This is a genomic window from Pseudomonas sp. W15Feb9B (genome assembly GCF_000828175.1).
Taxonomy (GTDB): Bacteria; Pseudomonadota; Gammaproteobacteria; order Pseudomonadales; family Pseudomonadaceae; genus Aquipseudomonas; species Aquipseudomonas parakoreensis.
The window spans coordinates 339,153-364,794 of record NZ_JTKF01000005.1; the positions used below are offsets into that span (position 1 = coordinate 339,153).

Here is a 25,642-nt window from a genome sequence, read left to right on the forward strand (position 1 = left end):
CGGGTTCGGATTTGTTAACCCATCGCCCTTAAACAAGATGTAACACGGCTTGACCGACAGCACTGCTGTCTCCGGCAAACGCTGGAAACTTTCGCCGCCGGCTGCAGGTCACCTGAACATCATTCGCGGAGGACTCACCATGGCTCGGGCAATCTGGAAAGGCGCAATCAGTTTCGGACTGGTGCATATCCCCGTTGCGCTGGTGTCGGCAACGTCTTCGCACGGCGTCGACTTTGACTGGCTCGACAGCCGCAGCATGGATCCGGTGGGTTATAAACGGGTAAACAAAGTCACCGGCAAGGAAGTCACCAAACAGCACATCGTCAAAGGTGTGGCCTATGAGAAGGGCCGCTATGTGGTGCTCAGCGAGGAAGAAATCCGCTCGGCGCACCCGGTGTCCACGCAGACCATCGACATTTTCTCCTTCGTCGATGCCGAGCAGATTCCACTGCAGAACATCGACACGCCTTATTACCTTGCCCCGGACAAACGCGGCGGCAAGGTCTACGCCCTGCTGCGCGAAACATTGAGCAAAACCAACAAGGTCGCACTTGCCCGCGTCGTTCTGCACACTCGCCAATATCTGGCGGCGCTGATGCCGCTGGAATCGGCGCTGGTGCTGGTGAAACTGCGCTGGCCGCAGGAGGTGCGCGGCCTCGACGAACTGGAACTGGGCAGCGAGGTGACCAAGCCGCAACTGGCCAAGGGCGAGTTGGACATGGCTAAACGTCTGGTGCAGGACATGAGCGGCGACTGGAGCCCGGAGGACTACAAGGACGAGTTTGAAGACAAGATCATGGCCCTGGTCGAGAAAAAGGCCCACGAAGGCAAGATCGAGGATGTCGAAACCGTGGGTGGCGAAGCGGAGCGCAAGTCTGCGGATGTGATCGACTTGACCGAGCTGCTTAAACGCAGTCTGGGTGGGAAAGCGCCGGCCAAGTCCAAGGCTAAACCGGAGAAACCCACGAAGTCCACGCCGGCAAGGAAAACCAAAAAAGCCTCTGGGGAATGAATATTCAACACCTGTCAGGTAACTGACAGGATGCTTTTGAGACAGTCATCGCCAGCAGGCTGGCTCCCACGGTTCGGAATGCATTCCCCTGTGGAAACCAGTCTTCGGCAATGACAAACAGGCGCGACACAACAGTCAGATCAGAATGAAGATCGCCAGCAAACCGCCAAAGATCGCCCACTTTTCCATGTAATAACGCGCGCGATTGCGCTTTTTCAGCTCTTTGCCACGCAGTCGCACTTTGTAGATCTTGGTAAACAGACGGTTGATCCCGCCGGTACGGTCGCCCGCATCGTTAGGCGCGCCTGCCGCCGACATCACGGTGCGACTGAACCATCTATTGAACGCTGCCGCCCAGCGATATTTCATCGGACGCTCGATGTCGCAGAACAGGATGATGCGGTTTTTGTCGGTGGTATTTTCGGCGTAATGGATGTAAGTCTCATCGAACATCACCGCTTCACCGTCGCGCCAGTGGTAGCTATCACCGTCGACGTTGATGTAGCAACCCGCGTCGTTCGGCGTATCCAGGCCCAAGTGGTAGCGATAGGAGCCCGCATACGGGTCACGGTGACGAACCAGTTTCGAACCCGGTGGCAGTTCGGCAAACATCGCGGCCTTGATCGAACCGATGCTCTGCACCAGTTCTGTGGTGCGCGGGCACAGTTTCATCGCCGACGGATGACTCTCGCCGTACCACTTGAGGTAGAAACGCTTCCAGCCACTTTTGAAGAACGAGTTGAAACCCACATCGTCGTACTGATTCGAGCGTTTGATCTCACCGGCACGCAGCAGGTCTTGCCCTTCCTGGCGAATTTCTTCCCAATGCGCCTGCAACGGGCTCAGGTCCGGAAACTCGGACGGATCGAGATAGGGCTTGTTTGGTTTCTTTGAAAACAGGTACAGAAAGCAGTTGATCGGCGCCAGAAACGTCGAGTGGTCGCTCAACTGACGGCCCAGTTTGTGACGCACACGACCACGAAGGTGAACGTATGCAATGGAAATGACATAAATAGCGGCAATGATGAGTTTCACGGAAATCGTCACACGTCAAAAGTGAACAAACTGCGCGCCTGCCGGCCAAAGGCCCAGGGTCTGATGCAGTGGCATGAATACAAATACTGTCCCGGTGGCACTTCCTTGAGCCCATGCCGTGAGCGGCTATTGGGTAATCGGATGGCATTTTAGCCATACTTTGTAACCAATGGTGAACCTGATCTGTGAAAAACTGTCGGCTGAATCTGCCAAACTGCAGACGCGACAGTACGCTCGTGCAGGCGCATGAGTGCTGACGCAGAGCAAAACAGCGGTTATTCCGGGAAGCGCCGCAGCGTTTGCGCTGAGCTTTGACGTGTACGTTTCAGCCGCTGCGTACCAAGCCAGATGTAATCCGCACCTGACTTGAAAATGGTCCGCGGGCAATGAGAAATGAGTTTGAAAGGGTGAAGCGAAACCCGCCAGGTTGGAGCTCAACCGAGCATGACACCTGGCGGGTTGCGAGTAAGGGCTTATTTATCGGTGGAAAGGCTCGCCTTGCTCAATCCCTTGGTATTGTGATCGCCTGGCGTCGTGGCGGAGACCGCCGTGGCTTTCGACAACCCCTTGGTGTCCTTGGAATGCGCTACACCTGAAGTCGCCAGGCCGTGCCCGCGGTCGGTATTGTGGTCGCGTCCAATATGTTGGCCACTGACGCCATGATCCCGTACGGCCCTGCCGTCATGATCCGTTTCCTGGCCTTCAGCGCGGCCATTGCTGGAGACGCTGCCTGAGTGCCCGGCACTGTCGCCGCTATGGCCAGCGCTGCCGGCACCGCCGCCGTGACTGCCTCCACCGCCAGCGCCACCGGCGCCACCACCACCACCACCACCACCACCACCACCACCACCATCTTTGGCGTGGGCAGAGGCCATGATGGACAGTTGAGCAGGCAGTAACGGCGCAGCAGCAAACATCATTACGCAGGACATGACGGCAACCAGATTTTTCTTTTTAAAACGCATGACGGCATCCACAGGGGTTGGTTTTACTGCCATCTGAGATGCATTCATTTAGATCTGATTCACCCACAAGCGATCAGCGGAAGCCAATCGCCTTATATATAAGGTGGGTGAGAATGTATTGCTTTTACCTTAGGTGAACAGATTCAAAAAATCAGGTTCATTGACCTGCCATCAGACTAATCGAAAGCGCCATTCAGCACTTCGTAGATAAGCCCGCTCGCAATGGCCACCAGAATCAAGTCGGTGCCCGCCTGCTGCCACTCATATCCGTCGTAATGAGGCAGTCGCCCCGCCAGACGTCCATCCAGTTTTTTGGCGATGCCCGGCGGCAGCGGTTTGCCGCGCGCCAGATTCTTTTGAATACCGGGAGGCAACGCCGGACCAGGGCTCCAGTAGTCTCTGTAGCCGTTGAGCACGGTCAGCACACCGCTTCGATCGACCACAGGTGCATGATCCCAGTTGCCCGAACTGGATCCTTTGTTTTTGCCCCCTTGATTGCCATGTCCCTGGCTGTTCTGCGGGCCGCCCTTGCCGTTCCCTTTGCCGTTGCCATTGCCATTTCCGGGATCGGCCAATGCCGTTACAGAACTCACCGCCAAGGCCAGACAAGTAACAGACGCAACCAGTAAGCGTTTTTTAAACATGACCGTCCTCTCATCGGAAACTCCTCGATGAAATGTAGACGACATCAGGCGTTTTAGTTCTTCCCATGATTGTTGGGAGCCCGCATCGACACTCGTGAATTCGATAGACCACGGCGTGAACGCGCATTTCACGCTCCCCGATGCAGGCAGTCTGCCGGTTCGTCAGCCTCCGCCATACAACTGCCGCATGACTTATGCGACAATGCGCGCAATGTCTGGCATGAATCCCGCCTTTAATGCCCAACAGCCTGGACGCCGTGTCCAGTTGCTGCTCTCACCCCTCGCCTGCTGGCTACCGCCAACACTGACCGGGTAGGGAAAAAAACGCTCCAAAATGCCCCAGAAATGGCCCAAGCGCCAAATGTGCGGCTCGCAACCCATTGATAGGTAAAGCAATTGATCTCCACAGCTAACATCACGATGCAGTTCGGCGCCAAGCCGCTCTTCGAAAACGTTTCGGTCAAATTCAACGGCGGCAACCGCTACGGTCTGATCGGCGCCAACGGTTGCGGCAAGTCGACCTTCATGAAAATCCTCGGTGGCGATCTCGAGCCGTCCGGCGGTCAGGTCATGCTCGAGCCGAACGTTCGCCTGGGTAAATTGCGTCAGGATCAGTTTGCCTACGAAGAATTCACCGTGATCGACACCGTGATCATGGGTCACGAAGAGTTGTGGAAGGTCAAGGCCGAACGCGATCGTATCTACTCGCTGCCGGAAATGAGCGAAGAAGACGGTATGGCCGTGGCCGAGCTGGAAACCGAGTTCGCCGAGATGGACGGCTACACCGCCGAATCCCGTGCCGGTGAACTGCTGCTGGGTCTGGGTATTCCACTGGAACAGCATTTCGGCCCGATGTCTGAAGTGGCGCCAGGCTGGAAGCTGCGGGTCTTGCTGGCTCAGGCACTGTTCTCCGATCCGGAAGTGCTGTTGCTCGACGAACCGACCAACCACCTGGACATCAACACCATTCGCTGGCTGGAATCGATTCTCACCGTGCGTAACAGCACCATGATCATCATTTCCCACGACCGTCACTTCCTTAACAGCGTGTGCACCCACATGGCTGACCTGGACTACGGCGAACTGCGTCTGTTCCCGGGCAACTATGACGAGTACATGACGGCCGCGACCCAGTCCCGCGAGCAACTGCTGTCGGACAACGCCAAGAAGAAAGCCCAGATTGCCGAACTGCAGACGTTCGTCAGCCGCTTCTCGGCCAACGCCTCGAAAGCCAAACAGGCCACTTCCCGCGCCAAGCAGATCGACAAGATCCAGCTGGCCGAGGTCAAGCCATCGAGCCGTGTCAGCCCGTTCATCCGTTTCGAACAGACTAAAAAGCTGCACCGCCAGGCCGTGACCATCGAGCAGATGTCCAAGGGCTTCGACGGCAAAACTTTGTTCAAGAACTTCAGCTTCACCGTTGAAGCCGGCGAGCGCGTGGCGATCATCGGCCCGAACGGTATCGGCAAGACCACACTGTTGCGCACCCTGATGGGCGAGCTGACGCCCGACGCCGGTTCTGTGAAATGGACCGAGAGCGCGGAGCTGGGCTACTACGCTCAGGATCACGCCCACGACTTCGAAGACGATGTCAGCCTGTTCGACTGGATGGGTCAGTGGACGCAGGGCGAGCAGGTGATTCGTGGCACCCTGGGTCGCATGCTGTTCTCCAACGACGAGATTCTCAAGTCGGTCAAGGTCATCTCCGGCGGTGAGCAAGGTCGTATGCTGTTCGGCAAATTGATCCTGCAAAAGCCGAACGTGCTGGTGATGGACGAACCGACCAACCACCTCGACATGGAATCGATCGAGGCGCTGAACCTGGCGCTGGAAAACTACCCGGGTACGCTGATCTTCGTCAGCCACGACCGTGAGTTCGTATCGTCTCTGGCCACGCGCATCATCGAGCTGAGCCCGAACGGCGTGACTGACTTCAGCGGCACTTATGATGACTACCTGCGTAGTCAGGGTGTGGTGTTCTAAAGATAGCGGCGAGCTTCCCGCTCCAAGCTTCAAGCGAAAGCCCTGTCGGTGTGACAGGGCTTTTTGCATTTCAAGGGATCGTGATTTTGTGCTGCGAAGCCCTTCGCGAGCAGGCTCGCTCCCACATTTGGAACGCGATTACCGTGGGAGCGAGCCAGCTCGCGAAGAGCCCCTCAAAAACACCACCGGCTCCAAGTAAATTAGTTAGCCTGCTTCCTTTTATTTCAGCACCCAGCCATGATGCCGACTCTCCCACCGCCGCCCGCGAACGAGTCCACATGCCTGCGCAGCAACAGCCTTTGCAAAGCTCCCTGGCGATCACCCTGCAGATCGTCTCCATCGTTTTCTATACCTTTGTCGCTTTCCTGTGCATCGGCCTGCCGATTGCAGTGTTACCCGGCTATGTTCACGAGCAACTGGGATTCAGCGCGATCGTTGCCGGACTGGTCATCGGCTCGCAATATCTGGCGACTTTGCTCAGTCGACCGATGGCCGGACGCATGTCGGACACGCTGGGCACCAAACGGGCGATTGTTTATGGCTTGTCGGGGATTGTGCTCAGCGGGCTGCTGACGCTGATTTCGACGCTGCTGCAGGACTTCCCGGTGCCGAGCCTGATTATCCTGATCATCGGTCGGCTGCTGCTCGGCGTTGCACAGGGTTTGATCGGCGTCGGCACCATCAGCTGGTGCATGGGCCAGGTCGGCGTGGAGCACACGGCAAGGTCGATCGGCTGGAACGGCATTGCCTCCTACGGCGCGATTGCGATTGGCGCACCACTGGGCGTGGTGATGGTTGCCGACTACGGCTTTACCAGCCTGGGCATCGCCCTCTCGGTACTGGCGGCGGCCGCTCTGGTGATCATCCGTAATAAACCCTCGGTACCGGTGGTGCGCGGCGAACGGCTGTCTTTTTGGGCAGTATTCGGGCGCATCGCACCGTATGGGGCCAGTTTGAGTCTGGCGTCGATCGGTTACGGCACGCTGACCACCTTCATCACCCTTTATTACCTCAACCGTGGCTGGAGCGGCGCCGCGTATTGCCTGACGGTATTCGGCGTGTGCTTCATCCTGTCGCGGTTACTGTTCATTTCGGCGATCAGCCGTTTTGGCGGGTTCAATTCAGCGATCGCCTGCATGAGCATCGAAACCCTAGGCCTGGTGCTGCTGTGGCTGGCACCGTCGACCGCGTTCGCCTTGATCGGCGCGGGTCTGGCCGGGTTTGGCCTGTCGCTGGTGTATCCGGCGCTGGGGGTCGAGGCGATCAAGCAGGTGCCCAGTTCCAGCCGTGGCTCGGGGCTGGGGGCTTATGCAGTGTTCTTTGATCTGGCACTGGCGATTGCCGGGCCGTTGATGGGCGCGGTGGCGTTGAACCTGGGATATGCGTGGATTTTCTTCAGTGCGGCGCTGTTGTCGGTGCTCGGGCTGGGGTTGACCTTGTTGCTCAAGCGCCGGGCGATGAGCTGAAAAACGAAATCAAAAGGTCGTCCGATCGCGGCCCGAGCCTTCGGCAGCTCCTACAAAAATCTACTGTAGGAGCTGCCGAAGGCTGCGATCTTTTGATCTTTGATCTTTATTGGTCCGCGGTCTGCATCCCCGCCCGGCTCGGCCTGCCCAGCGTGCGCGAGAAAAACTGTCCGGCCTCGGAAATCAGGTTGCGGTGGATGTCTTCGCGATCCACGCCATCAGCGTCGGTGCACAGCGCCGGCATGGCGCGGATCTGCTCTTCGTTGCACGGCGCCATGAACACAAAATGCCCTGCCCCGGCCAATAACTTGAAGTCCGGCGCGGTTGGCAGTTTGCGCGCCAGCGCCGCGGCGTTTTTGTCGAACGCCACCAGTTTGTCGCCATCGCCGCTGTACAGCAGCACCGGCACATGCACGTCTGCGAGGGTGTGACGACCAAATTTGAGGCTCAGCGGCGCCATCAGCAACAGCGCATGCACGCGCGGATCAGCCACCGGTTGCAAGTCATCACGATCGACGATCAGTTCGCCCTGAGTGTTGCAGGCGTCACGGTCGTCCGGGCGCTCCTGACAGTAACGGCGCAGGCGATCCAGATCCGGCTGCGCGCCAGAGAGAATCAACGCGGTTTCGCCACCGGCCGAATAGCCGATCACCCCAACCTGATCGGCGTTGACGAACGGCGAGAGCATCGGGTCGCCGAGGGTGGCGGTGATCGCTTCGGAAATCTGGATTGGCCGCCCATACAGATTGCTCAGGGTACCGAGGCGGCTGTGGTCTTTGGAGTTGTCGCCGGGATGAATCACCGCGACCACCACAAAGCCCTTGCGTGCCAGCGAGGTGGCAAGGTCATGCAGCGCCAGCGGCGTGCCAGTGTTGCCGTGGGACAGCATCAGCATCGGGAAGCGGCCGATCGCGACCTTGGTGTCGGCGCCCGCCTCGACGGTGTAGCCCTCAAGCAGGCTGCTGTGCTCGCGGTCGCTGGAGGGATAGAAGGCGATGGCGCGCATCGGTTGCAGATCCAGCGGATCGAGGAATGTCATCTCGTGGTAACCGACACTCCAGACAGGGTGTCGCCCGGGCGCGGCATGCACTGAACCGAGGCTGCCAAGCAGGCAAATCAGTAACGTTGCACAAAGACGCATCATCGGATGGCCCACCCTGTGTTACTCAATCGAAAGATCCTTTGTGTTCCGACACGCCCGTAACCCTGAGGTTCGGTGATCCGGCGTGGCGTTGCACTCAGACGTTGATCGTTTGACTGCATAACCCGGGCCAGATTATGCAACAGTCTGAAACAAAAAACTCCGCACCTGGCCCTTGCAGAACCAGAATACAGAGTTTTTTGAGGCGCTACCTGAACGGCAGCTGGTCTTTACGCAATGCTTACGCAGCGGCGAACAGTTGCTCGGCGATCTTCGCCTGAGCGGCGCTCATTGCGTTGTTGCGCACTTCATCACCGTAGGCCAGACCTTCGGCACGGACGATTTCGATGTCGGTGATGCCGAGGAAACCGAGAACCAGCTTCAAATATTCTTCGTGGGCGATGCCGCTCGCCTGACCGGCATGGATGCCACCGGAGGTGGAGACGATCACCACTTTCTTGCCACCGCACAGGCCTTCAGGGCCGGCTTCGGTGTAGCGGAAAGTCTGGCCGGCAACGGCGACGCGGTCGATCCAGGCCTTGAGCTGGGTCGGCACGGTGAAGTTGTACATCGGCGCGGCGATGACGATGGCGTCGGCCGCGATGAATTCGGCCAGGGTCGAAGCGCTCAATTCGGCTTCGTGCTGTTGCGCGGCGTCGCGCAGTTCAGCGGTGGTACCGGCAGCCACCAGAGTGGTCGACGAGAAGTGGCTGATGGCGTCGGCGGCCAGGTCGCGGTAGGTCACCACGGCCGCAGGTTCTGCGGCTTGCCAGGCTTTGACGACCTGGCTGCTCAGCTGACGGGAAGCGGAGTTGTCGCCCAGAATGCTCGAATCGATGTGCAGCAGTTTCATGTGGAATCTCCTGGAAAGAATCGCCGGCGGCGACGGAATGGAGACAATCCTACGGAAGAAACCAATAGCTGATTAGCCGCCGACAATGCGATAGTTCGTCCCACTGATAGAACGGTGGGCTTTTCATGCAGGACCTCAACGATCTGTACTATTTCGCCAAGGTGGTCGAGGCCGGTGGCTTTGCGGCAGCCGGCCGCTTACTGGGCATTCCCAAGTCGCGGTTGTCGCGGCGCATTGCCGAGCTCGAAGAACGCTTGGGCGCCCGCCTCCTGCAACGCACTACGCGCCAGTTGAACCTGACGGCTGTTGGCGAGCGCTACTTGCGTCACTGTCAGGCGATGTTGCTGGAAGCGGAGATGGCCGACGAAGCCGTTGCCAGCATGTCCAGTGAGCCGCGCGGGCGCTTGCGGGTATCGTGTCCGACCGGGCTGGCGCGAGAAATGTTGCCATGGGTAATCAGCGAATTTCTGGGCAAATTCCCCCAGGTGCAGCTGGAGGTGGTGCTGCTCAACCGCCGCGTGGATCTGGTCGCCGAGGGCTTCGACGTGGCGCTGCGCGTACGTGAACTCGGCGATGAGGATCCATTGCTGGTCACCCGCCGTCTGCGTCAGGCGCAAATGGTGGTGGTGGCCAGCCCGGCCTTTGTCGAAGGCAAGACCATTGCCCACCCGCAGGATCTGAAAAACCTGCCGGTACTTGGCGCGCTGGAAGCCGACCGCATGGTGCACGTGCGTTTGCTTGATCAGCAAGGCAATAGCATCGAGCTGAATATGGAAGCGCGCCTGGGCATCGATGACTTTATCGTGCGCAAAGCCTGCGTACTCGCCGGCCAGGGCTTTACCCTGCTGCCGATGATGTATTGCGAAGCCGACCTTGAAAGCGGCGCGCTGGTGCAACTGTTGCCCGAGTGGTCGTTGCCCGGTGGCTGGTTGCAGGCGGTGTATCCGCATCGGCGCGGGGTGATGCCGGCGGTGCGGGCGTGGATCGACCATCTGGTCGAATCGTTCAATGCGTGCGGGGAGCGGCTGTTATGAGCAAGGGAAAGATGAACGAAGCGGATGTCGCCGCCTTCTGCCTGGCCTTGCCGGGCGCGCGGGAGGATTACAAATGGGGCGGCGTGCGGGTGTTCTCGATTGCCGGCAACAAGATGTTTGCCTTGCAGGGGCTGCGCGGGGATTCACTGGCTTTCAAGGTCGACAAGGATCTGTTTCTCGGCCATTGCGACCGCCCGGGTATTCACCCGGCGCCGTATCTGGCGCGGGCACAGTGGATCATCATGCACCCGCCCTACCCGCTGGGCGCCGAGGAACTGCAGGGATTGCTGACGCGTTCGCATCAGTTGGTGGTGGGCAAATTGCCCAAAAAAACTCAAATCGGATTACTGCTCTGAACCCGATCCCTGTAGGAGTTGCCGCAGGCTGCGATCCTTTGATCTTGCTTTTTCAAGATCAAAGTCAAAAGATCGCAGCCTGCGGCAGCTCCTACAGGGGGATTTGCGGTGATTCAGAAGAGTGACAGCAGGTTCGAACCCAGAAACAACTGGTCGATCCAGAACACCTGATGCAGCGCCACAATCACCCAGAACAGAATCTGGAACGACACCTTGCGCGTCTTGTGCCGGAACACTTGCTGGGCAATCAGCGCACCGGGCCAGCCGCCGGCCAGTTCCAGCGCATGCAGGATGTTCTCCGGCGTGCGCCAGGCATCGGCGCGGGCCTTGCGCTTGTCTGCCCAGTACATGAAAAACGCCAGCACACTGACAACCCCATAAGCCGTCAACGGCACCAACGAGATGCCGCGCAGCCACATCGACAGCGAGCCGAACAGCGGCAGCGCGCAGACGATCAGCAGCACTGCCAGTTTCAGTTTCAGATGCTGAATGCCGCCGCCCGACGGGCGTCCATCCGGGCGGCGTGCGCGGGAATCACTCATGGTTTGGCCGCCGACCAGTCCACCCAGCCGAACTGCCAGGTCGCCAGAATCACCAGACCGAAGACGATCCGGTACCAGGCGAACGCCGCGTAGCTGTGGCTGGCGATAAACTTGAGCAGACCGCGCACGGCAATCATGGCGAAGATAAACGCCGTGATGAAGCCGATGGCGAATACCGGAAAGTCAGCTGGCACGAACAGGTGGCGATACTTGTAACCGGAGTACACCGCCGCACCGACCATGGTCGGCATCGCCAGGAAGAACGAGAACTCGGTCGCGGTCTTGCGCGACAGTCCAAACAGCAGACCACCGATAATCGTCGAACCGGAACGCGAGGTGCCGGGAATCATCGCCAGACATTGGGCGAACCCGACCTTCAGCGCATCTTTCCAAGTGATCTCGTCCACGCTTTCGGCGTGCACTTCATGCTGGCGGCGCTCTGCCCACAACATGATCACGCCGCCCACCACCAGTGCGGTCGCGACGGTGATCGGGTTGAACAGGTACTGGTGAATCAGGTCGGCAAAAATCACCCCCAACACCACCGCCGGCAGAAACGCGATCAGCAGGTTGGCAGTGAACCGTCGCGCACTCGGCTGGGTCGGCAAGCCAATCACCACATCGAGAATCTTGCGACGAAACTCCCAGACCACCGCGAGGATCGCGCCGAGCTGAATAATGATGTTGAACGCCATGGCCCGTTCGCCGCCGAAGTCGAGCAAGTCGGCAACAATGATCTGGTGTCCGGTACTGGAAATGGGCAAAAACTCCGTCAGCCCCTCTACAACTCCAAGAATCAGTGCCTGCAAGGCGATCCAAAGATCCATCAGTCCCCCAAAGAGCGATGCACGCTGGCATGCCCCGATAATATTTTTACGTTCACTGCGATCAGCGTAGCTGTTTATTGCTGTACCGATTCCGCGCGCACAGCATCCACACGAAACGGTCAAAATTCCGTGAAATATCAACTTGGATTCAGGTTTTCGCGCGCGGGGCCGAAATCCTAACAGACAAGCCTTAATAGTGCTGCGGCGTTATACGACTTGGGTCGCGTATGCCCGACCACTCAAACGTGGTTGGATGCTGGCGTTGATTTATTACAAGAAAAAGAAATCGGAGTGGCAGCGTTATGAACAGCTTGCGCAGTGTGTCGATCAGCCGACGCTTGTGGCTCATTTTGATTGTGGCCGTGGTCATGTTGTTGACCTTGGGTGTGTTGATGCTCAAGCAGATCCACGATGACCTCTACCACGCCAAGGCGCAGAAAACCCAGCACGTGGTGCAGACCGCGAGCGGCTTGCTGAGCTACTACCACGACCTGGAAACCGCCGGCACCCTCACCCGCGACGCCGCACAGAAGCAGGCACTGACCGCCATTCGCGGCCTGCGCTACGACCAGAGCGACTATTTCTGGATCAACGACCTCATCCCCGTGATGGTCATGCACCCGACCAACCCCAAGCTCGAAGGCCAGAACCTCTCGGCGATCCGCGACCCGGACGGTTTCGCGGTGTTCAACGAGATGGTCGCGATCGCCAAAAGCAAAGGCGCAGGCATGGTCGATTACCGCTGGCCCAAGCCCGGTGCCAGCGAACCGGTGGCGAAAACCTCCTATGTAAAATTGTTCGAGCCGTGGGGCTGGGTGCTCGGTTCGGGCGTTTACGTCGATGATGTGCAGAGCGAATTCCGCGGTCAGTTGATCAAGGCTTCGGTGATTGGTTTGGTGATCGCCGTGATCATGGCCTTGCTGGTGATTTTGATTGCCCGCAGCATCGTCCGACCGTTGCAGGAAACCGTGAACGCCATGGCCAACATCGCCAGCGGCGAAAGCGATCTGACCCGCAGCCTCGACACCCACGGCCAGGACGAAGTCACGCAACTGGCGCATCACTTCAACGCCTTCACCGCCAAGTTGCGCCGGGTCATCGGTGATTTGCAGGTTTCGGCCAGTGCGCTCGGCCAGTCGTCCAGTGAACTGGGCAACGACGCGAACCAGGCCCAGCAGCGCAGCCAGCAGCAATCGCAGCAGATGGAGCTGGTGGCGACCGCGATCAACGAAGTCACCTACGGCGTGCAGGATGTGGCGAAGAATGCCGAGCATGCTGCCGCTGAAATGCGCGATGCCGAAGCCCAGGCGCAGCAGGGCCAGATCAACATCGACGGCAGCCTGCAACAGATCGACAGACTGTCCGGCACCATTGACCAGGCGGTCGAAGTGATCCGCACCCTCGCCGCCGAAAGCACGCAGATCGGCAGTGTGCTGGAGGTGATCCGCTCGATTGCCGAGCAGACCAACCTGCTGGCCCTCAACGCGGCCATCGAAGCGGCCCGTGCCGGTGAACAAGGCCGGGGCTTTGCGGTGGTGGCCGATGAAGTGCGACTGCTGGCGCAGCGCACGCAAAAGTCGACGGCGGAAATCCAGACCATGATCGAGCGCCTGCAGAACCATTCCGAAGCGGCCGTGAAGGTCATCGGTGACAGCAGCAAGGCCTCGCAACTGACCATCGAGCAGGCGGGACTGGCCGGCGCGAGCCTGAATGCCATCGGCCAGGCGCTGCGTAATCTCAACGGTCTGAACGCCTCGATTGCCAGCGCCACGCTGCAACAGGCGCATGTGGTCGAGGACATCAACCAGAACGTCACACAGGCGGCCGGCCTTTCTCACAGCACTGCGCTGGCGGCGGAGCAGTCAAGTGCGGCGAGCGTGAAGCTGGGGCAATTGAGTGAACAGCTGAACCAGCTTCTGCGCCAGTTCCGCGTCTGACCTAACCCCCTCTGTGGGAGCGAGCTTGCTCGCGAAGGCTTGGTGTCAGTCGATAGAGTCGTTACTGATAAAACGCTTTCGCGAGCAAGCTCGCTCCCACAGGTGGGCCAGGTGCCCCGTCAAAATCGGCAAGGCTCGCTCCCACAGGTTTTTGGGTACAATCCGCTCCCTCCTCAACTCCCTCAAGGAACCCCCATGTCCGGGCTTGAACTGTTTGCCGCCGCCCTCGGTGTGATTGCCGTGTGGCTGACGGTCAAACAGAATCCATGGTGCTGGCCGATCGGCCTGGTCATGGTGTTGCTGTACAGCTGGATTTTCTATGACGTGAAGCTGTACTCGGACATGTTGCTGCAAGTGATTTACGCCGCGCTGCAAGTCTACGGCTGGTGGCAATGGACCCGCGCCGGGACAATGCATGACGGACGCGACGTCACGCGTCTGGATCGGCGCTCGATCCTGCTCGGTCTGAGTGTGGGCGCACTGGGCAGCCTGCTGCTGGGCGCGGCCATGGCGCACTGGACCGACGCCGCACAGCCATGGCTTGATGCCGCACTGACTGCTTTCAGCCTCGTCGCACAACTCTGGATGGCGCAGAAACGCCTGCAATGCTGGGCGCTGTGGTTCGTGCTGGATGTGATTTTCGTCGGTCTGTTTCTTTATAAGGGCTTGTACCTTACCGCCGCGCTGTATGCCCTGTTCACCCTGATTGCGGTGCAGGGCTGGCGGGAATGGCGCGCCGATCCGGCGTTGCAGCGATGAAGGTGGTTGTCCTCACCGGCCCGGAATCCACCGGCAAGAGCTGGCTGGCCGCTGGCCTACAGGAGCACTTCGGCGGCCTGCGGGTGGACGAATACGTACGCTGGTTCATCGAGCAAAACCCTCGTGATACCTGCCTCGACGACATCCCCGCTATCGCTCGCGGGCAGTTGCAGTGGGAAGATCAGGCGCGGACGCAGCAACCGCAGTTGCTGATTCTCGACACCCATTTGCTGAGCAACATCCTGTGGAGCCAGACCCTGTTCGGCGACTGCCCGACATGGCTGGAGCCCCAGCTGCTGGCGCGGCATTACGACTTGCACCTGCTGTTGTCGCCGGAGCAGATCGACTGGACGGATGACGGCCAACGTTGTCAGCCCCAACTGAGCGCACGCCAGGCGTTCTTTCAGGCCACCCGCGACTGGCTGGAACAGCACAAGCAGCCGTTGCAGATCATTCAGGGCGATTGGGATCAACGCCGCGTTCAGACCTTTGAAGCCGTCGCCCGGTTATTGGCTGATGGATCCATCGAATAGCTCCGTTCAGGACGAAAGTGTCCATTCCTGAAACACCTCCCTGCGCGCAAAGAGGCCAGTTCAGTGGCCTTCATCATTTTGTCAGGACATCTGTTTCGCCAGTGAAACAGTCCCCGGCAAACCCTTGTCCCAGAGCTTTGCGCCGCCATGCAACCCGTGGGCGTCTGCACGACTGTTTCAGCGTTGAAACAGCTTTTGTATCAACCCTGCGCGGCCCATCGCCAACCCGTTGAAAATCAACAACAACTCAAAAGCGGCACAGCTTTCGCTCTCTCCTTCCCAACGCTGACAAGAGCCAGCCCACTGAAGAAGGAATTGCCGCCGTGGGGAATTTCAATAAAGGCCTGACCTGCCTTCTGCTGATTGGATCAGCCGCCAGCACTTTCATCAGTTTCAACGTTCAGGCCGAAGGCAATGGCGTGATCGTTCTCAACCGCGATGTCCAGCCCATTCCAATCGGACGCAGCGGTGGCAAAGACCCCTATCCCACCACGGTCAATGCCAACCCTTCCGATCGAATCCATCAAGCAATGACCAGCACCGAACTCAGTGACGGTGAGTTCGCCAGTGTCGCCAGTGGCGCTTCGATCCGCAGCAACATGATCACGCCGAACTCGGACATGCCCGGCATGAATGTGCTCACCAACCCCAACGGCCTGCCAGGCATGAGTGCCGGTCATGGCGGCGGCGGTGGCGGCACGATCTCCAACACGATCAATCGCTCGTTGAGTACCGGTCTGGCACCGCTGACCCGCATGGCTGGAGGTCAATGAGATGAATCGTTCCCTGCTGCTGCTTGCTCTCTTCGGCTGCGCCAGCGCCATGGCCGCCGAGCCCGGGTCAGTCAACAACGCCGACATTCAGGACACCGGTGTGCAGTACCGCGGCAACTTCAACGTCAACCAGGCCGCTGGCGACCAGATGCAACAGACCAATACCAAAGCGATCGCCATCGGCACCAACGCTAGCGCCACAACCATCGTCAGGCAAAAGCTGGATACCCCAGCCAACCCGTCGATGAACGCCAGCGCCACCATTGGCGGCACCTCTTTCAGTAATGGCAACGGAATCCTGGGCGTGAACCAGGGTGCCGGGGCCAACAACCAGATGGCCAACGTGACGCGCGTCAGCATCAGTGCTGCCCCGCAAAGCGTTGACGACAGCGCCCTGTCGCAACAGAACGTGGCGCTTTTACCGAGCTCAGGAGCAACTGGTACCTCACCCGGCAGTCGCCAGGTCACGACAAGTGATCAGGCCTTCACCGGCAGCCGAGGGGTAATCCAGGTGAACCAGAGTGCCGGGGTGGGGAACCGTATGGCTAACACCCTGAGCATCCGGGTCGCTGACTGACCCAAACAACAAAAGCAGTGCAATTAGAAAGTACCAACACTTAACCAACTAATAAGCACGATGGAGAAACACCATGAAAACTACAATGGCTCTCAAACCACTGGTTTTCGCACTTGCAGCAGTAATGGCAATGGCGGCTCAAGCAGGCGGTAATGATCATGGTAACAATGGTGGTCACGGTCACAACCCTCCTCCACCAAAAGGCCCTACCCTGGAAGAACTGCTGCAAATCGGCGCAGGTGCCGGTGCCGCAGTACTCGACGTGCAGAACAATGCCGACAACACCGTCCTGAACCAGGGCACTCAAAACAACGCCGGCATCAGCGGCTCGCTCAACGGCGCCAACGGTAACGTCGGCGCAAACAACGTGGCCGGTGACGGCAACCAGCAAGACAACGCCGCTGCACTGGCAACTGCCGACGAAAGCTTCATCTTCGGCTCTGCGGTGTCCGCTTCCAGCGCCACTCAAGTCAACAGCAACAACGCCGTTAGCAACTACTCCGCCACCAACAACGCTAACATGAACAATGTCGGCAACAGTGGCTCGGGTAATATTGGCGTGAACAACGCTGCCGGCAACTTCAACCAACAGAAAAACAACCTGGCAATCGCTGTGTCCGGTGGCCGTGTAGCGCAAGCCGCTGCCGCTGCCAACCAAAGCACTACCGGTCTGCAAGTCGGCAACAACGGCACTCAGACCTTCAAGAAAGATACCCTCACTGGCACCGTCGCCGCCGTCGGCGTGTTCGGCGCCGTGGGCGAAGCTACCATCAAGGGTGACAGCCACGGCGGTGGCGGTTACGGCAATGACGACAGAGGCCATGGCGGCAATGGCGGTAGCAAAGATCAAAAAGCTACCTTCGAAGCTGTCGGTGCCTTCGGCCTGGCGGGTGTGACCACTCAACAAGTGCTGACCCCAGACGGCTGGAAAAACCCTGTCACCAACACTGCCAGCATGACCAACGTAGGCAACAACTGGTCGGGCAACGGTGGCTTCAACAACGCCTCCGGTGTGGGCAACCAACAAAGCAACTCGCTGTCCATCGCTGCAGGTTGCAAAGCCTGCATGTAATCGCGATCGAAACGAAAGCCCCGGAAACGGGGCTTTTCCTCAGTCCGCAAAGGCGTATCGATCATGCGTAAGACTGCCTTTATCGCCCTGCTTTGCCTGTCCGGCCTGACCCAGGCTGCCCAGATGCCCGTCGCTGCCCTGCCCGGCGGCGTACTCGTCTACAAAAACGTGCAAAGTATCCGTGAGCGCAAGTTTGCCGACATTGTCGAACAGAAAACCGATTTCAGCTGCGGCGCCGCCGCACTGGCCACGGTATTGCGCCAGGCCTATTGGCTCGACGTCGATGAGGAGCACATCATCAAAGGCATGCTGGTCAACGCCGACCAGGACCTTGTTCGCACTCAGGGTTTTTCCATGCTGGACATGAAGCGCTACGTAGAAAGCATCGGCATGCGCGCCAGGGGTTACAAGATTCCACCGGAGAAGCTCGACGCAGTCACAATCCCGGTGGTGGTACTGTTGGAAATTCGCGGCTACAAGCATTTCGTGGTACTGCAGCGTTCGGACAAGGATTGGGTTTACATCGGAGATCCCGTCTTAGGCCACAAACGCTACACCCATGATGACTTTGTCAAAGGTTGGAACGGCATCGTCTTCGCCATCGTCGGCCCCGGTTATGACAAAACCAATGCATTGCGCTCACCACCGACCCCGCTGACGGCCAAGAACAAGCTGGATAACTTCAACCCTGTCAAAGATGCTGAATTGATGGACTTCGGGTTCATACAGAGCGACTTCTTTTAATCGCCGATTATAAAGAATGGGGCTGGATGTCCCGGGAGCAGCAGATGAAAACCTCATACTGGCTGGCCGCCGCCTGCCTGGCAGCGAGCGCGTCAGGCTATGCCAATGCAGGGTTCAAACCTATCGAAATCCAGGATCAGGAGCTGTCACAGCTTCGAGGTCGTTACGTCATGCCGGGGCGGATCATCAGCTTCGGCATTGTCATGAGCAGTACCTGGCGCAACGCCAGCGGTGATCTGATCGGCGCTGCGACGTCGATGCAAATCCAGGCCGCCACGATCAAACCGGAATTTTATGTCTCGACCATCAAGGAACAGGGCAACGGCAGCACCCCGACGCCGGGTACTGGCAATGTGATTGGTGGTGCGGCACTCAACAGCAGCCAGGGCGTAACCCAAAGCGTACGCGCCGCCGGCGACGGCAACACCGCCAACAACAACGTGGCGATCAACGTAAAAGAGGCCAACACCCCTCCTCCACTGGCCCCTGCACAAGGCCAGGCCCTGATCGCCGGGCAAACCATCGGTGCCAGCAATGCCGCTGGCAACGTCGCCGTTTCGGCCAGCAGCAGTGGCGTGCAAATGGCGATCCAGGCCTCGGGAAATCAGGGCACTGCCCTGCAACAAATCGCCCAGGGCGGCCTGCTGCAGAACACACGCCTGCTGGGCAGCGCCAACGTGGTCAACAACATGACCCAACTCAATGTTGTACTTAATAATAACGGCATCAGCCCCGGCGCACTGGACTGCAACCTGACTCAACTCAGGGCACTACGCAATATCGGATATTGAACTACGCTGAGTCTCGATCATTGGGCTTAAAGGGACGGCTTATTCATGTATCGATCAGTATCACTGCGTGCCGCTGTATGTCTGAGTACTCTTCTACCTGCGGCGATGCTGCAAGCAGCACCCGACGCAGATGTGGAGACCCTGAAACAGGAACTTCTGGAGCTGAAGCAACGATACGAAGTACAACAAAAGGCCCTGGCGGTGCTCGAACAAAGGGTCCGTCAGGTTGAAGATCAACCGGCAGCGCCGCAACCCAAACGGCTGGCCAAGTCGCCGTCTGACATGAAAGGCAATCCAAGAGTCGCTACCAGCACCGGCGCGCCCGGGACTGGGGCGGCAGCAGCGTCGGGGGGCGCAGCAGGGGGTAGTGGCGCGTCTTACGGCCAGTCGCTGGCCGACGATTCGCAACCGGCACAGAGTGTGTCCAACCTCTACGACGAGGCCAGCGGCTTCTTCGGTGGTGGCAAGTTCAGCTTTGAAACCGGTGTGACCTACTCGCGTTACGACACCCGGCAGCTGATTCTCAACGGCTTCCTCGCACTGGACTCGATCTTTCTGGGCAACATCAACCTCGACCGGATCAAGGCCGACACCTGGACGCTGGACCTGACCGGCCGCTACAACTTCGACAACCGCTGGCAGTTCGACGTCAACGTACCGGTGGTCTACCGCGAGTCGACCTACCAGTCCGGCGGCGGCAACGGTGGTGCGTCGAACGTCACGACGGAACAGGATGTTTCGCGTGATCCAACCATCGGCGACGTCAACTTCGGTATCGCCTACAAGTTCCTCGACGAGTCGGTCAACACCCCGGACGCCGTGGTCACCCTGCGAGTCAAGGCGCCAACCGGCAAGGATCCGTTCGGGATCAAATTGCGCCAGACCGATGCCAACTCCAACCTGTTCGTGCCTGATACCTTGCCCACCGGTAACGGCGTCTGGTCGATCACCCCCGGGGTTTCGCTGGTCAAGACGTTCGACCCGGCCGTGTTGTTCGGCAGCCTGTCCTACACCCACAACCTGGAGGAGTCGTTCGACGACATCAGTGCCACCGTCAATCAGAAAACGCCAGGCAAGGTCAGCATTGGCGACAGCTTCCAGATCGGCGCCGGTATCGCGTTTGCACTCAACGAAAAGATGAGTATGTCGTTTTCGATGTCTGATCTGGTGCAACGCCGCAGCAAACTCAAACCCGATGGCGGGGATTGGCAATCGGTGGTGTCCAGTGACGCCAACGCGGGTTACTTCAACGTCGGCATGACCATTGCCGCCACGGACAACCTGACCATCGTACCCAACCTGTCGATCGGCATGACCCCGGATGCCCCGGACTTCTCCTTCAGCCTGAAATTCCCGTACTACTTCTAACGCGAAAGATCGCAGCCTGCGGCAGCTCCTACAGGGATTACAACTGTAGGAGCTGCCGCAGGCTGCGATCTTTTGATCTTTGGTTTCTAGCGAATCTGATGTTTGTGCAGCAGGCGATAAAACGTTGGCCGGGAGACCCCAAGCACTTTCGCTGCGACGCTGAGGTTGTCGCTGTGCCGGTTCAATACATCGCACAAGGCCTGGCGTTCGGCCCGGGTCTTGTAGTCTTCAAGCGTGCCCATCGGCGTGGCGATTGAGTGCTGACTGATCAACCCCAGATCCCGGGCTTCAATTTGCCGCCCCTCCGCCAGCACCAGACCCCGTCGCACGCGATTGGCCAGCTCGCGCACGTTACCCGGCCAGTCGTGCTTGCCCATGGCGATCAACGCATCCTCGCTGAAGCTGCGTGGACGGCGGCCGGTTTCATGACTGTAGAAATGAGAAAAGTGGTTGGCCAGCATCGACAGATCACCGTGTCGCTCGCGTAATGGCGCGGTCACCACTTGCAGCACATTGAGACGGTAATACAGGTCTTCGCGAAAACGTTTTTTCTCGATGGCGGCTTCCAGGTCGACGTGGGTGGCCGCGAGGACGCGCACATCCACCGGAATCGGCTGGCTGCCACCGACACGCTCAATGTGTTTCTCCTGCAGGAAACGCAGGAGGTTGGCCTGCAACTCCAGCGGCAAATCACCGATTTCATCGAGAAACAGCGTGCCACCGTTGGCCGCTTCGATGCGCCCGACCTTGCGCTGATGGGCACCGGTAAAGGCACCTTTTTCGTGGCCAAACAGTTCGGACTGAATCAAGTGTTCGGGAATCGCCCCGCAATTGATCGCCACAAACGGCTTGCTGTGGCGCTGGGACTGGCGGTGCAGCGTGCGCGCAACCAGTTCTTTGCCGGTACCGCTTTCACCGCGAATCAGTACCGGGGACTCGGTCGGCGCCAGTTTGCTCAACAGTTTTCGCAGTTCGCGGATCGGCTTGCTGTCGCCGAGCAACTCGTGTTCCGGCTGATCGACATGAATCGTGCCTTGTCCACGCAAGCGCGCCATGCCGAACGCGCGCCCAAGGGTCACCTGGACCCGCGAGACATCGAACGGCAATGTATGGAAATCGAAAAACCATTCGCAGACGAAGTCGCCAACGTTCTGCAACCGCAGGACCTCCTGATTCAACACCGCGATCCACTCGGTGCCGCTGCGGCTGATCAGTTCCTTGACGGCTTCCGGGCGCTCGAGGTGAAAAGGTTGCAGTCTGAGCAGGCCGACGTCGCATGGCCGATCGGCGGCATTTTCCAAGGTACAGCTGTCGACATCCCAGCCGACCGCGCGCAATCCGGGTAACAGGCGGTGGCAGTCGTCACAGGGGTCGACTACCAATAAACGTCGTAACGCTGGCGCTTCGATCATGACTGTTCCTTGGCGCCAAATTTAAGGAAATTATTGTAAAAACAGTCATTTGGCAGACCCGACTGTAACATTAGCAAGAAATTGACAGGGGCTTGTATCGATTGCTTATAGGCGTACAAGCTAAAGAGTTATAAGAAGCCGGGTTATTAGTTAGCTATCGAGTTGCTCTCTTTCGCCAGGCTTTCAAAAACTGTCGAAATCTTGAGCATAAGCAATAAAGTTGAAATTTCTCCGTTTCGTGTGTGACCTGCTTCGGGGTTGCGTGCATCAGTACAAGTAACCAGCCGAACGGTAAGCCCAACCGACGGCACATCACTTGATTGGGCACGACAGAGAGAAGACCCCATGACCGCCCCGCTCCGTATCAACGAAGCTCTTTTGATTGCCAACCACGCATTTAAACCTTTCCAGTGCGTGGCCTGGGCCCCACAAGACGGCAACGGCGAACTGAACCTGACCGTCATCGACCGTACCAACTCGCACATCGGCCGCAAGCAGATTCCAAGCAGCGCTTACTCCGATCCGGCGCAACTGGAACAACTGCTGCAGCAGGCACGCGCCGAACTCAGCGAAGAAGGTTACCTGTTGCAATCGTGGTCGATGCCGCACTGATCAGAAGGTAATGCGGACGACTTCCAGTCGTCCGCCCCGCTCTTTTTATTGATCTATTGCTGTTTATCTCCAGTACTTTTGTACAACTTTCCTTAAAGCGTCAGGCGACACTGCTTGGCAGGCTTTCATTTGGTTCAAAAAGACACTGTTCTGGCACAGTGCGACCCTCCACCTGTTAGTTATGTCAGTTGTACTTCGGCGTATTCAGGGATTGAATGTTTCGCTCATGCAGTTACCCGCCCGATTCGGACCTGGTCAACTTGCAAGGAGAAGCATGCATGTCCCCCGAGAACGCCATTGCGCTCCCGCCGCCAAAGACTAACGCCGGGCAACTCGACAGAGATTTTGCCCACTTCGGCATTGCTCAAGTGTATTTCGCCGGCAGCGTGTCGAGCATGACTCAAGGCCTGGCTCTGGATTCACAAGGCCGGGTGTTGGTGGCTGCCAAGATTGGCACTGCCGATGGCAGCCGTTTTGGGCTGGCGCGAATGCTTCCCGACGGTTCTGCCGATCTCGGCTTCGGCGCTCAAGGCAGTGTGATCGGCGAATTCGCCCCCGGATTCGAAGCCATGGGCGCAAAGGTGCAAGTGTTGCCAGACGGACGCATTCTGCTGGCCGGTCTGCATTATGAGAACGCTCACCGCACCCTGCCCGCCTTCGCCCGATTCACGGCTGACGGCTTGCCCGACCCATCGTTTGGCGACAATGGTCGACAAGTCGTGCGCCTGCCGGGTGACCTGTCCGTCGGCTCTCGGGATAGCTGGCTTCCGCCCGGCGTGCCGGGGGCCGAAGCATGCGACTTCGCGGTGCAGGACGACGGGCACATTCTGTTGATCGCCAATCACCACTTCGAATTGGCCGACCATGCCGGCATGCTGATTCGTCTGACTCCAAACGGCACCCTCGATCCCGGCTTCAATGGCCGTGGATTCGTGATGATCCGTCACCTGCTGCTCAACACCTGGCTCAACAGCCTGCTGCTGCAAGAGGATGGGCGCATCATCGTTGCCGGCGCCATCGACTTTCCTCAGGAAGGTCTGGTGGCACGTTATCTACCTGACGGACGTCTGGATGAGCGCTTCGCGGTGGACGGTTTCCTCGCCTTCAAGGCCCACGGACAAAGCGCGATGGTCAGTCAGGTGCTGCATTCGATGGAACACCTGCACTGCTTTGGCAGCAGCCGCGACCCGATCCGCTGCATGGCGCTGAGCCTGCACCCCAACGGTCGCCCGGAGTTGCGCAACAATGCCGGCCACCCGCATCTGCTGGAGATCGGCCCCAGTGGCTGCCAGTGGAGCGCGGCGCAGTGCATGACCGATGGCCGCATCATCGCGGTGGGCGCGACGATTGGCGGTATCGAGGCCGATTTCATCGTCGCGCGCTATCTGGCCGACGGTCAACTCGACCGCGAGTTCGGTAACGGCCACGGCTGGTTGCGCACGCGACTGGGACGCAGCCTGGATATCGCCAACTCACTGGCGGTGCAGGCCGACGGACACATCCTGGTCGGCGGCTATTCTCTGGACGGCAACTACCGGGCCATGGTTGCCCGCTATCTGAATCAATAATCCCCCGAGACTTGAACTTGCCAGTCACTTGCGGCACTTTGCGCGCTTCTTAATACAAGGAGCAACCGATGTCCGGTTCACTGGCCCAGGCCTTCGCGCATAATTTCCTCGGGCATTCGCCCCGCTGGTACAAGGCGTGCATCGTCGGGTTCCTGATCCTCAATGCCGTGGTGCTATTTACCGTCGGCCCGGTCGCCGCTGGCTGGCTGCTGGTGATCGAATTCATTTTCACTCTGGCCATGGCCCTCAAGTGCTATCCGTTGATGCCCGGCGGCTTGTTGTTGATTGAAGCCCTGCTGCTGAAGATGACCACGCCGCAGGCGCTATACGATGAGTTGGTGCACAACTTCCCGGTGATCCTGCTGCTGATGTTCATGGTCGCAGGCATTTACTTCATGAAGGATCTGCTGCTGTTTCTGTTCTCGCGGCTGCTGCTGGGCGTACGCTCCAAGGCGATTCTGGCGCTGATGTTCTGCTTCCTCTCGGCGTTTCTGTCGGCGTTTCTCGATGCCCTGACCGTGACGGCGGTGATCATCAGCGCCGCCGTCGGCTTCTATTCGGTTTACCACCGTGTGGCCTCGGGCAACGATCCGCGTCAGGACAGTGAATTCAGCGACGACCGACACTTGCCGGTGCTGCACCATGACGACCTGGAACAGTTTCGGGCGTTTCTGCGCAGCCTGCTGATGCATGGCGCTGTGGGCACCGCACTTGGCGGCGTCTGCACCTTGGTGGGCGAACCGCAGAACCTGTTGATCGGCCATGAGATGGGGTGGCACTTCGCGGCGTTCTTCCAGAAAGTCGCACCGGTCTCGTTGCCGGTGCTGGTGGCGGGGCTGGCAACCTGCGTACTGCTGGAAAAACTGCGCTGGTTTGGCTACGGCACCCTGTTGCCGGACAACGTGCGTGCTGTGCTGGCCAATTACGCCGCCGAAGATGACGCCGAACGCACTCCACGTCAGCGTGCCGCGCTGCTGGTGCAAGGCACTGCTGCGTTGATTCTGATTGGCTGCCTGGCGTTTCACGTTGCCGAAGTCGGCTTGATCGGCCTGATGGTGATCGTGTTGATCACCGCGTTTACCGGCATCACCGACGAACACCGCCTGGGCAACGCATTCAAGGACGCCATGCCGTTCACCGCGTTGCTGGTGGTGTTCTTTGCCGTGGTGGCAGTGATTCATGATCAACAGCTGTTTGCCCCGTTGATCCGATGGGTGCTGGCACTGCCGGCGGATCAACAGCCGGGCATGCTGTTCATTGCCAACGGTCTGCTCTCGGCGATCAGCGATAACGTGTTCGTCGCCACGATCTACATCACCGAAGTGAAACAGGCCTTCCTGTCCGGGCACATGAGCCGCGAGCATTTCGAGACGCTGGCCATTGCGATCAACACCGGCACCAACCTGCCGAGCGTGGCGACGCCAAACGGTCAGGCTGCGTTCCTGTTCCTGCTGACCTCGGCGATTGCCCCGCTGGTGCGACTCTCGTACGGGCGCATGGTGTGGATGGCGCTGCCCTACACCGTGGTGATGGGCCTGCTGGGTTGGTATGCCGTCAGCTACTGGCTCTGACAACAACCTCATGCAGGAGCTGCCGCAGGCTGCGATCTGTTGATCTTGCTGCATAAAAAAACAAGAT

25 protein-coding genes are annotated in these 25,642 nt (G+C 58.9%); 17 read left to right on the plus strand and 8 right to left on the minus strand.

Annotation, left to right across the window (positions count from 1 at the left end; genetic code table 11):
• Positions 1 to 139: 139 nt before the first annotated feature.
• Complete coding sequence (locus OC71_RS03775; protein WP_041064669.1) at positions 140 to 1,012, plus strand: Ku protein; 873 nt, start codon at positions 140 to 142, stop codon at positions 1,010 to 1,012.
• Between the two features lie 135 nt (positions 1,013 to 1,147).
• Here OC71_RS03775 and lpxO read toward each other — a convergent pair whose 3' ends face one another.
• The 3 genes from lpxO to OC71_RS03785 all read right to left on the minus strand — a co-directional run bounded on the left by lpxO (position 1,148) and on the right by OC71_RS03785 (position 3,656).
• Positions 1,148 to 2,047 (minus strand): lipid A hydroxylase LpxO, encoded by a 900-nt coding sequence (gene lpxO, locus OC71_RS03780; RefSeq protein ID WP_041064672.1) that lies wholly within the window; start codon positions 2,045 to 2,047, stop codon positions 1,148 to 1,150.
• Between the two features lie 473 nt (positions 2,048 to 2,520).
• A complete protein-coding gene (locus tag OC71_RS28270) occupies positions 2,521 to 3,012 on the minus strand; it encodes a hypothetical protein (protein WP_161794893.1) in 492 nt (163 codons plus the stop codon).
• A gap of 176 nt (positions 3,013 to 3,188) precedes the next feature.
• Positions 3,189 to 3,656 carry an anti-virulence regulator CigR family protein gene (locus OC71_RS03785; protein WP_041064396.1) on the minus strand — a complete coding sequence of 156 codons (468 nt, stop codon included), beginning with the start codon at positions 3,654 to 3,656 and terminating at the stop codon, positions 3,189 to 3,191.
• Positions 3,657 to 4,052: 396 nt separating this feature from the next.
• Between OC71_RS03785 and OC71_RS03790 the strand changes: the two genes are divergently transcribed.
• The gene (locus tag OC71_RS03790) at positions 4,053 to 5,639 is read left to right on the plus strand and encodes an ABC-F family ATPase (RefSeq protein WP_041064399.1); all 1,587 of its coding nucleotides are present in this window, start codon (positions 4,053 to 4,055) and stop codon (positions 5,637 to 5,639) included.
• Positions 5,640 to 5,917: 278 nt separating this feature from the next.
• A complete protein-coding gene (locus OC71_RS03795) occupies positions 5,918 to 7,105 on the plus strand; it encodes an MFS transporter (RefSeq protein ID WP_041064402.1) in 1,188 nt (395 codons plus the stop codon).
• A 106-nt stretch (positions 7,106 to 7,211) separates the two neighbouring features.
• On the opposite strand, the gene OC71_RS03800 is transcribed toward OC71_RS03795, so the two are convergent.
• Together OC71_RS03800 and OC71_RS03805 are read right to left on the minus strand one after the other, a co-directional pair.
• Positions 7,212 to 8,249 (minus strand): dienelactone hydrolase, encoded by a 1,038-nt coding sequence (locus tag OC71_RS03800; RefSeq protein WP_041064406.1) that lies wholly within the window; start codon positions 8,247 to 8,249, stop codon positions 7,212 to 7,214.
• 238 nt (positions 8,250 to 8,487) lie between these two features.
• Positions 8,488 to 9,099 (minus strand): FMN-dependent NADH-azoreductase, encoded by a 612-nt coding sequence (locus OC71_RS03805; RefSeq protein WP_041064409.1) that lies wholly within the window; start codon positions 9,097 to 9,099, stop codon positions 8,488 to 8,490.
• A 125-nt stretch (positions 9,100 to 9,224) separates the two neighbouring features.
• Between OC71_RS03805 and OC71_RS03810 the strand changes: the two genes are divergently transcribed.
• Complete coding sequence (locus OC71_RS03810) at positions 9,225 to 10,133, plus strand: LysR substrate-binding domain-containing protein (protein ID WP_041064412.1); 909 nt, start codon at positions 9,225 to 9,227, stop codon at positions 10,131 to 10,133.
• Positions 10,130 to 10,489 carry an MmcQ/YjbR family DNA-binding protein gene (locus tag OC71_RS03815; protein WP_041064415.1) on the plus strand — a complete coding sequence of 120 codons (360 nt, stop codon included), beginning with the start codon at positions 10,130 to 10,132 and terminating at the stop codon, positions 10,487 to 10,489. The genes OC71_RS03810 and OC71_RS03815 overlap by 4 nt, the downstream gene beginning before the upstream one ends.
• 113 nt (positions 10,490 to 10,602) lie before the next feature.
• On the opposite strand, the gene OC71_RS03820 is transcribed toward OC71_RS03815, so the two are convergent.
• Positions 10,603 to 11,031: a DUF1294 domain-containing protein gene (locus tag OC71_RS03820; protein ID WP_041064418.1), complete on the minus strand. Its 429-nt coding sequence runs from the start codon at positions 11,029 to 11,031 to the stop codon at positions 10,603 to 10,605.
• A complete protein-coding gene (locus tag OC71_RS03825) occupies positions 11,028 to 11,858 on the minus strand; it encodes an undecaprenyl-diphosphate phosphatase (RefSeq protein WP_041064421.1) in 831 nt (276 codons plus the stop codon). Before OC71_RS03825 ends, OC71_RS03820 begins: the two co-directional genes overlap by 4 nt.
• 302 nt (positions 11,859 to 12,160) lie before the next feature.
• Here OC71_RS03825 and OC71_RS03830 point away from each other — a divergent pair, with 302 nt between their 5' ends.
• The 9 genes from OC71_RS03830 to OC71_RS03870 all read left to right on the plus strand — a co-directional run bounded on the left by OC71_RS03830 (position 12,161) and on the right by OC71_RS03870 (position 20,412).
• A complete protein-coding gene (locus OC71_RS03830) occupies positions 12,161 to 13,795 on the plus strand; it encodes a methyl-accepting chemotaxis protein (RefSeq protein ID WP_041064424.1) in 1,635 nt (544 codons plus the stop codon).
• Positions 13,796 to 13,990: 195 nt separating this feature from the next.
• On the plus strand, positions 13,991 to 14,554 hold the full coding sequence (gene pnuC, locus OC71_RS03835; protein WP_041064427.1) for a nicotinamide riboside transporter PnuC: 564 nt from the start codon (positions 13,991 to 13,993) through the stop codon (positions 14,552 to 14,554).
• Positions 14,551 to 15,087 carry an AAA family ATPase gene (locus tag OC71_RS03840; RefSeq protein ID WP_041064430.1) on the plus strand — a complete coding sequence of 179 codons (537 nt, stop codon included), beginning with the start codon at positions 14,551 to 14,553 and terminating at the stop codon, positions 15,085 to 15,087. The genes pnuC and OC71_RS03840 overlap by 4 nt, the downstream gene beginning before the upstream one ends.
• A 323-nt stretch (positions 15,088 to 15,410) precedes the next feature.
• Entirely contained in the window at positions 15,411 to 15,860 is a 450-nt protein-coding gene (locus OC71_RS03845; protein ID WP_041064432.1) for a hypothetical protein, read from the plus strand.
• A 1-nt stretch (position 15,861) separates the two neighbouring features.
• Positions 15,862 to 16,437, plus strand: a complete 576-nt coding sequence (locus OC71_RS03850) for a hypothetical protein (RefSeq protein WP_041064433.1) — start codon at positions 15,862 to 15,864, stop codon at positions 16,435 to 16,437.
• 73 nt (positions 16,438 to 16,510) lie between these two features.
• Complete coding sequence (locus OC71_RS03855) at positions 16,511 to 17,509, plus strand: hypothetical protein (protein WP_041064436.1); 999 nt, start codon at positions 16,511 to 16,513, stop codon at positions 17,507 to 17,509.
• 63 nt (positions 17,510 to 17,572) lie between these two features.
• Entirely contained in the window at positions 17,573 to 18,253 is a 681-nt protein-coding gene (locus OC71_RS03860) for a C39 family peptidase (RefSeq protein ID WP_041064439.1), read from the plus strand.
• A 44-nt stretch (positions 18,254 to 18,297) separates the two neighbouring features.
• Positions 18,298 to 19,044 carry a hypothetical protein gene (locus OC71_RS03865; RefSeq protein WP_041064441.1) on the plus strand — a complete coding sequence of 249 codons (747 nt, stop codon included), beginning with the start codon at positions 18,298 to 18,300 and terminating at the stop codon, positions 19,042 to 19,044.
• Between the two features lie 45 nt (positions 19,045 to 19,089).
• Positions 19,090 to 20,412: a hypothetical protein gene (locus OC71_RS03870; protein WP_041064443.1), complete on the plus strand. Its 1,323-nt coding sequence runs from the start codon at positions 19,090 to 19,092 to the stop codon at positions 20,410 to 20,412.
• A gap of 86 nt (positions 20,413 to 20,498) precedes the next feature.
• Here OC71_RS03870 and OC71_RS03875 read toward each other — a convergent pair whose 3' ends face one another.
• The gene (locus OC71_RS03875) at positions 20,499 to 21,824 is read right to left on the minus strand and encodes a sigma-54 dependent transcriptional regulator (RefSeq protein WP_041064445.1); all 1,326 of its coding nucleotides are present in this window, start codon (positions 21,822 to 21,824) and stop codon (positions 20,499 to 20,501) included.
• 345 nt (positions 21,825 to 22,169) lie between these two features.
• Between OC71_RS03875 and OC71_RS03880 the strand changes: the two genes are divergently transcribed.
• From OC71_RS03880 to nhaB, 3 genes are all read left to right on the plus strand, one after another.
• Positions 22,170 to 22,436 (plus strand): hypothetical protein, encoded by a 267-nt coding sequence (locus tag OC71_RS03880; protein WP_041064446.1) that lies wholly within the window; start codon positions 22,170 to 22,172, stop codon positions 22,434 to 22,436.
• A 278-nt stretch (positions 22,437 to 22,714) separates the two neighbouring features.
• On the plus strand, positions 22,715 to 24,004 hold the full coding sequence (locus OC71_RS03885; protein WP_041064447.1) for a hypothetical protein: 1,290 nt from the start codon (positions 22,715 to 22,717) through the stop codon (positions 24,002 to 24,004).
• Between the two features lie 68 nt (positions 24,005 to 24,072).
• Positions 24,073 to 25,575, plus strand: coding sequence for a sodium/proton antiporter NhaB (nhaB, locus tag OC71_RS03890; protein WP_041064448.1), 1,503 nt, complete (start codon positions 24,073 to 24,075; stop codon positions 25,573 to 25,575).
• The last annotated feature ends 67 nt before the right edge of the window (positions 25,576 to 25,642 follow it).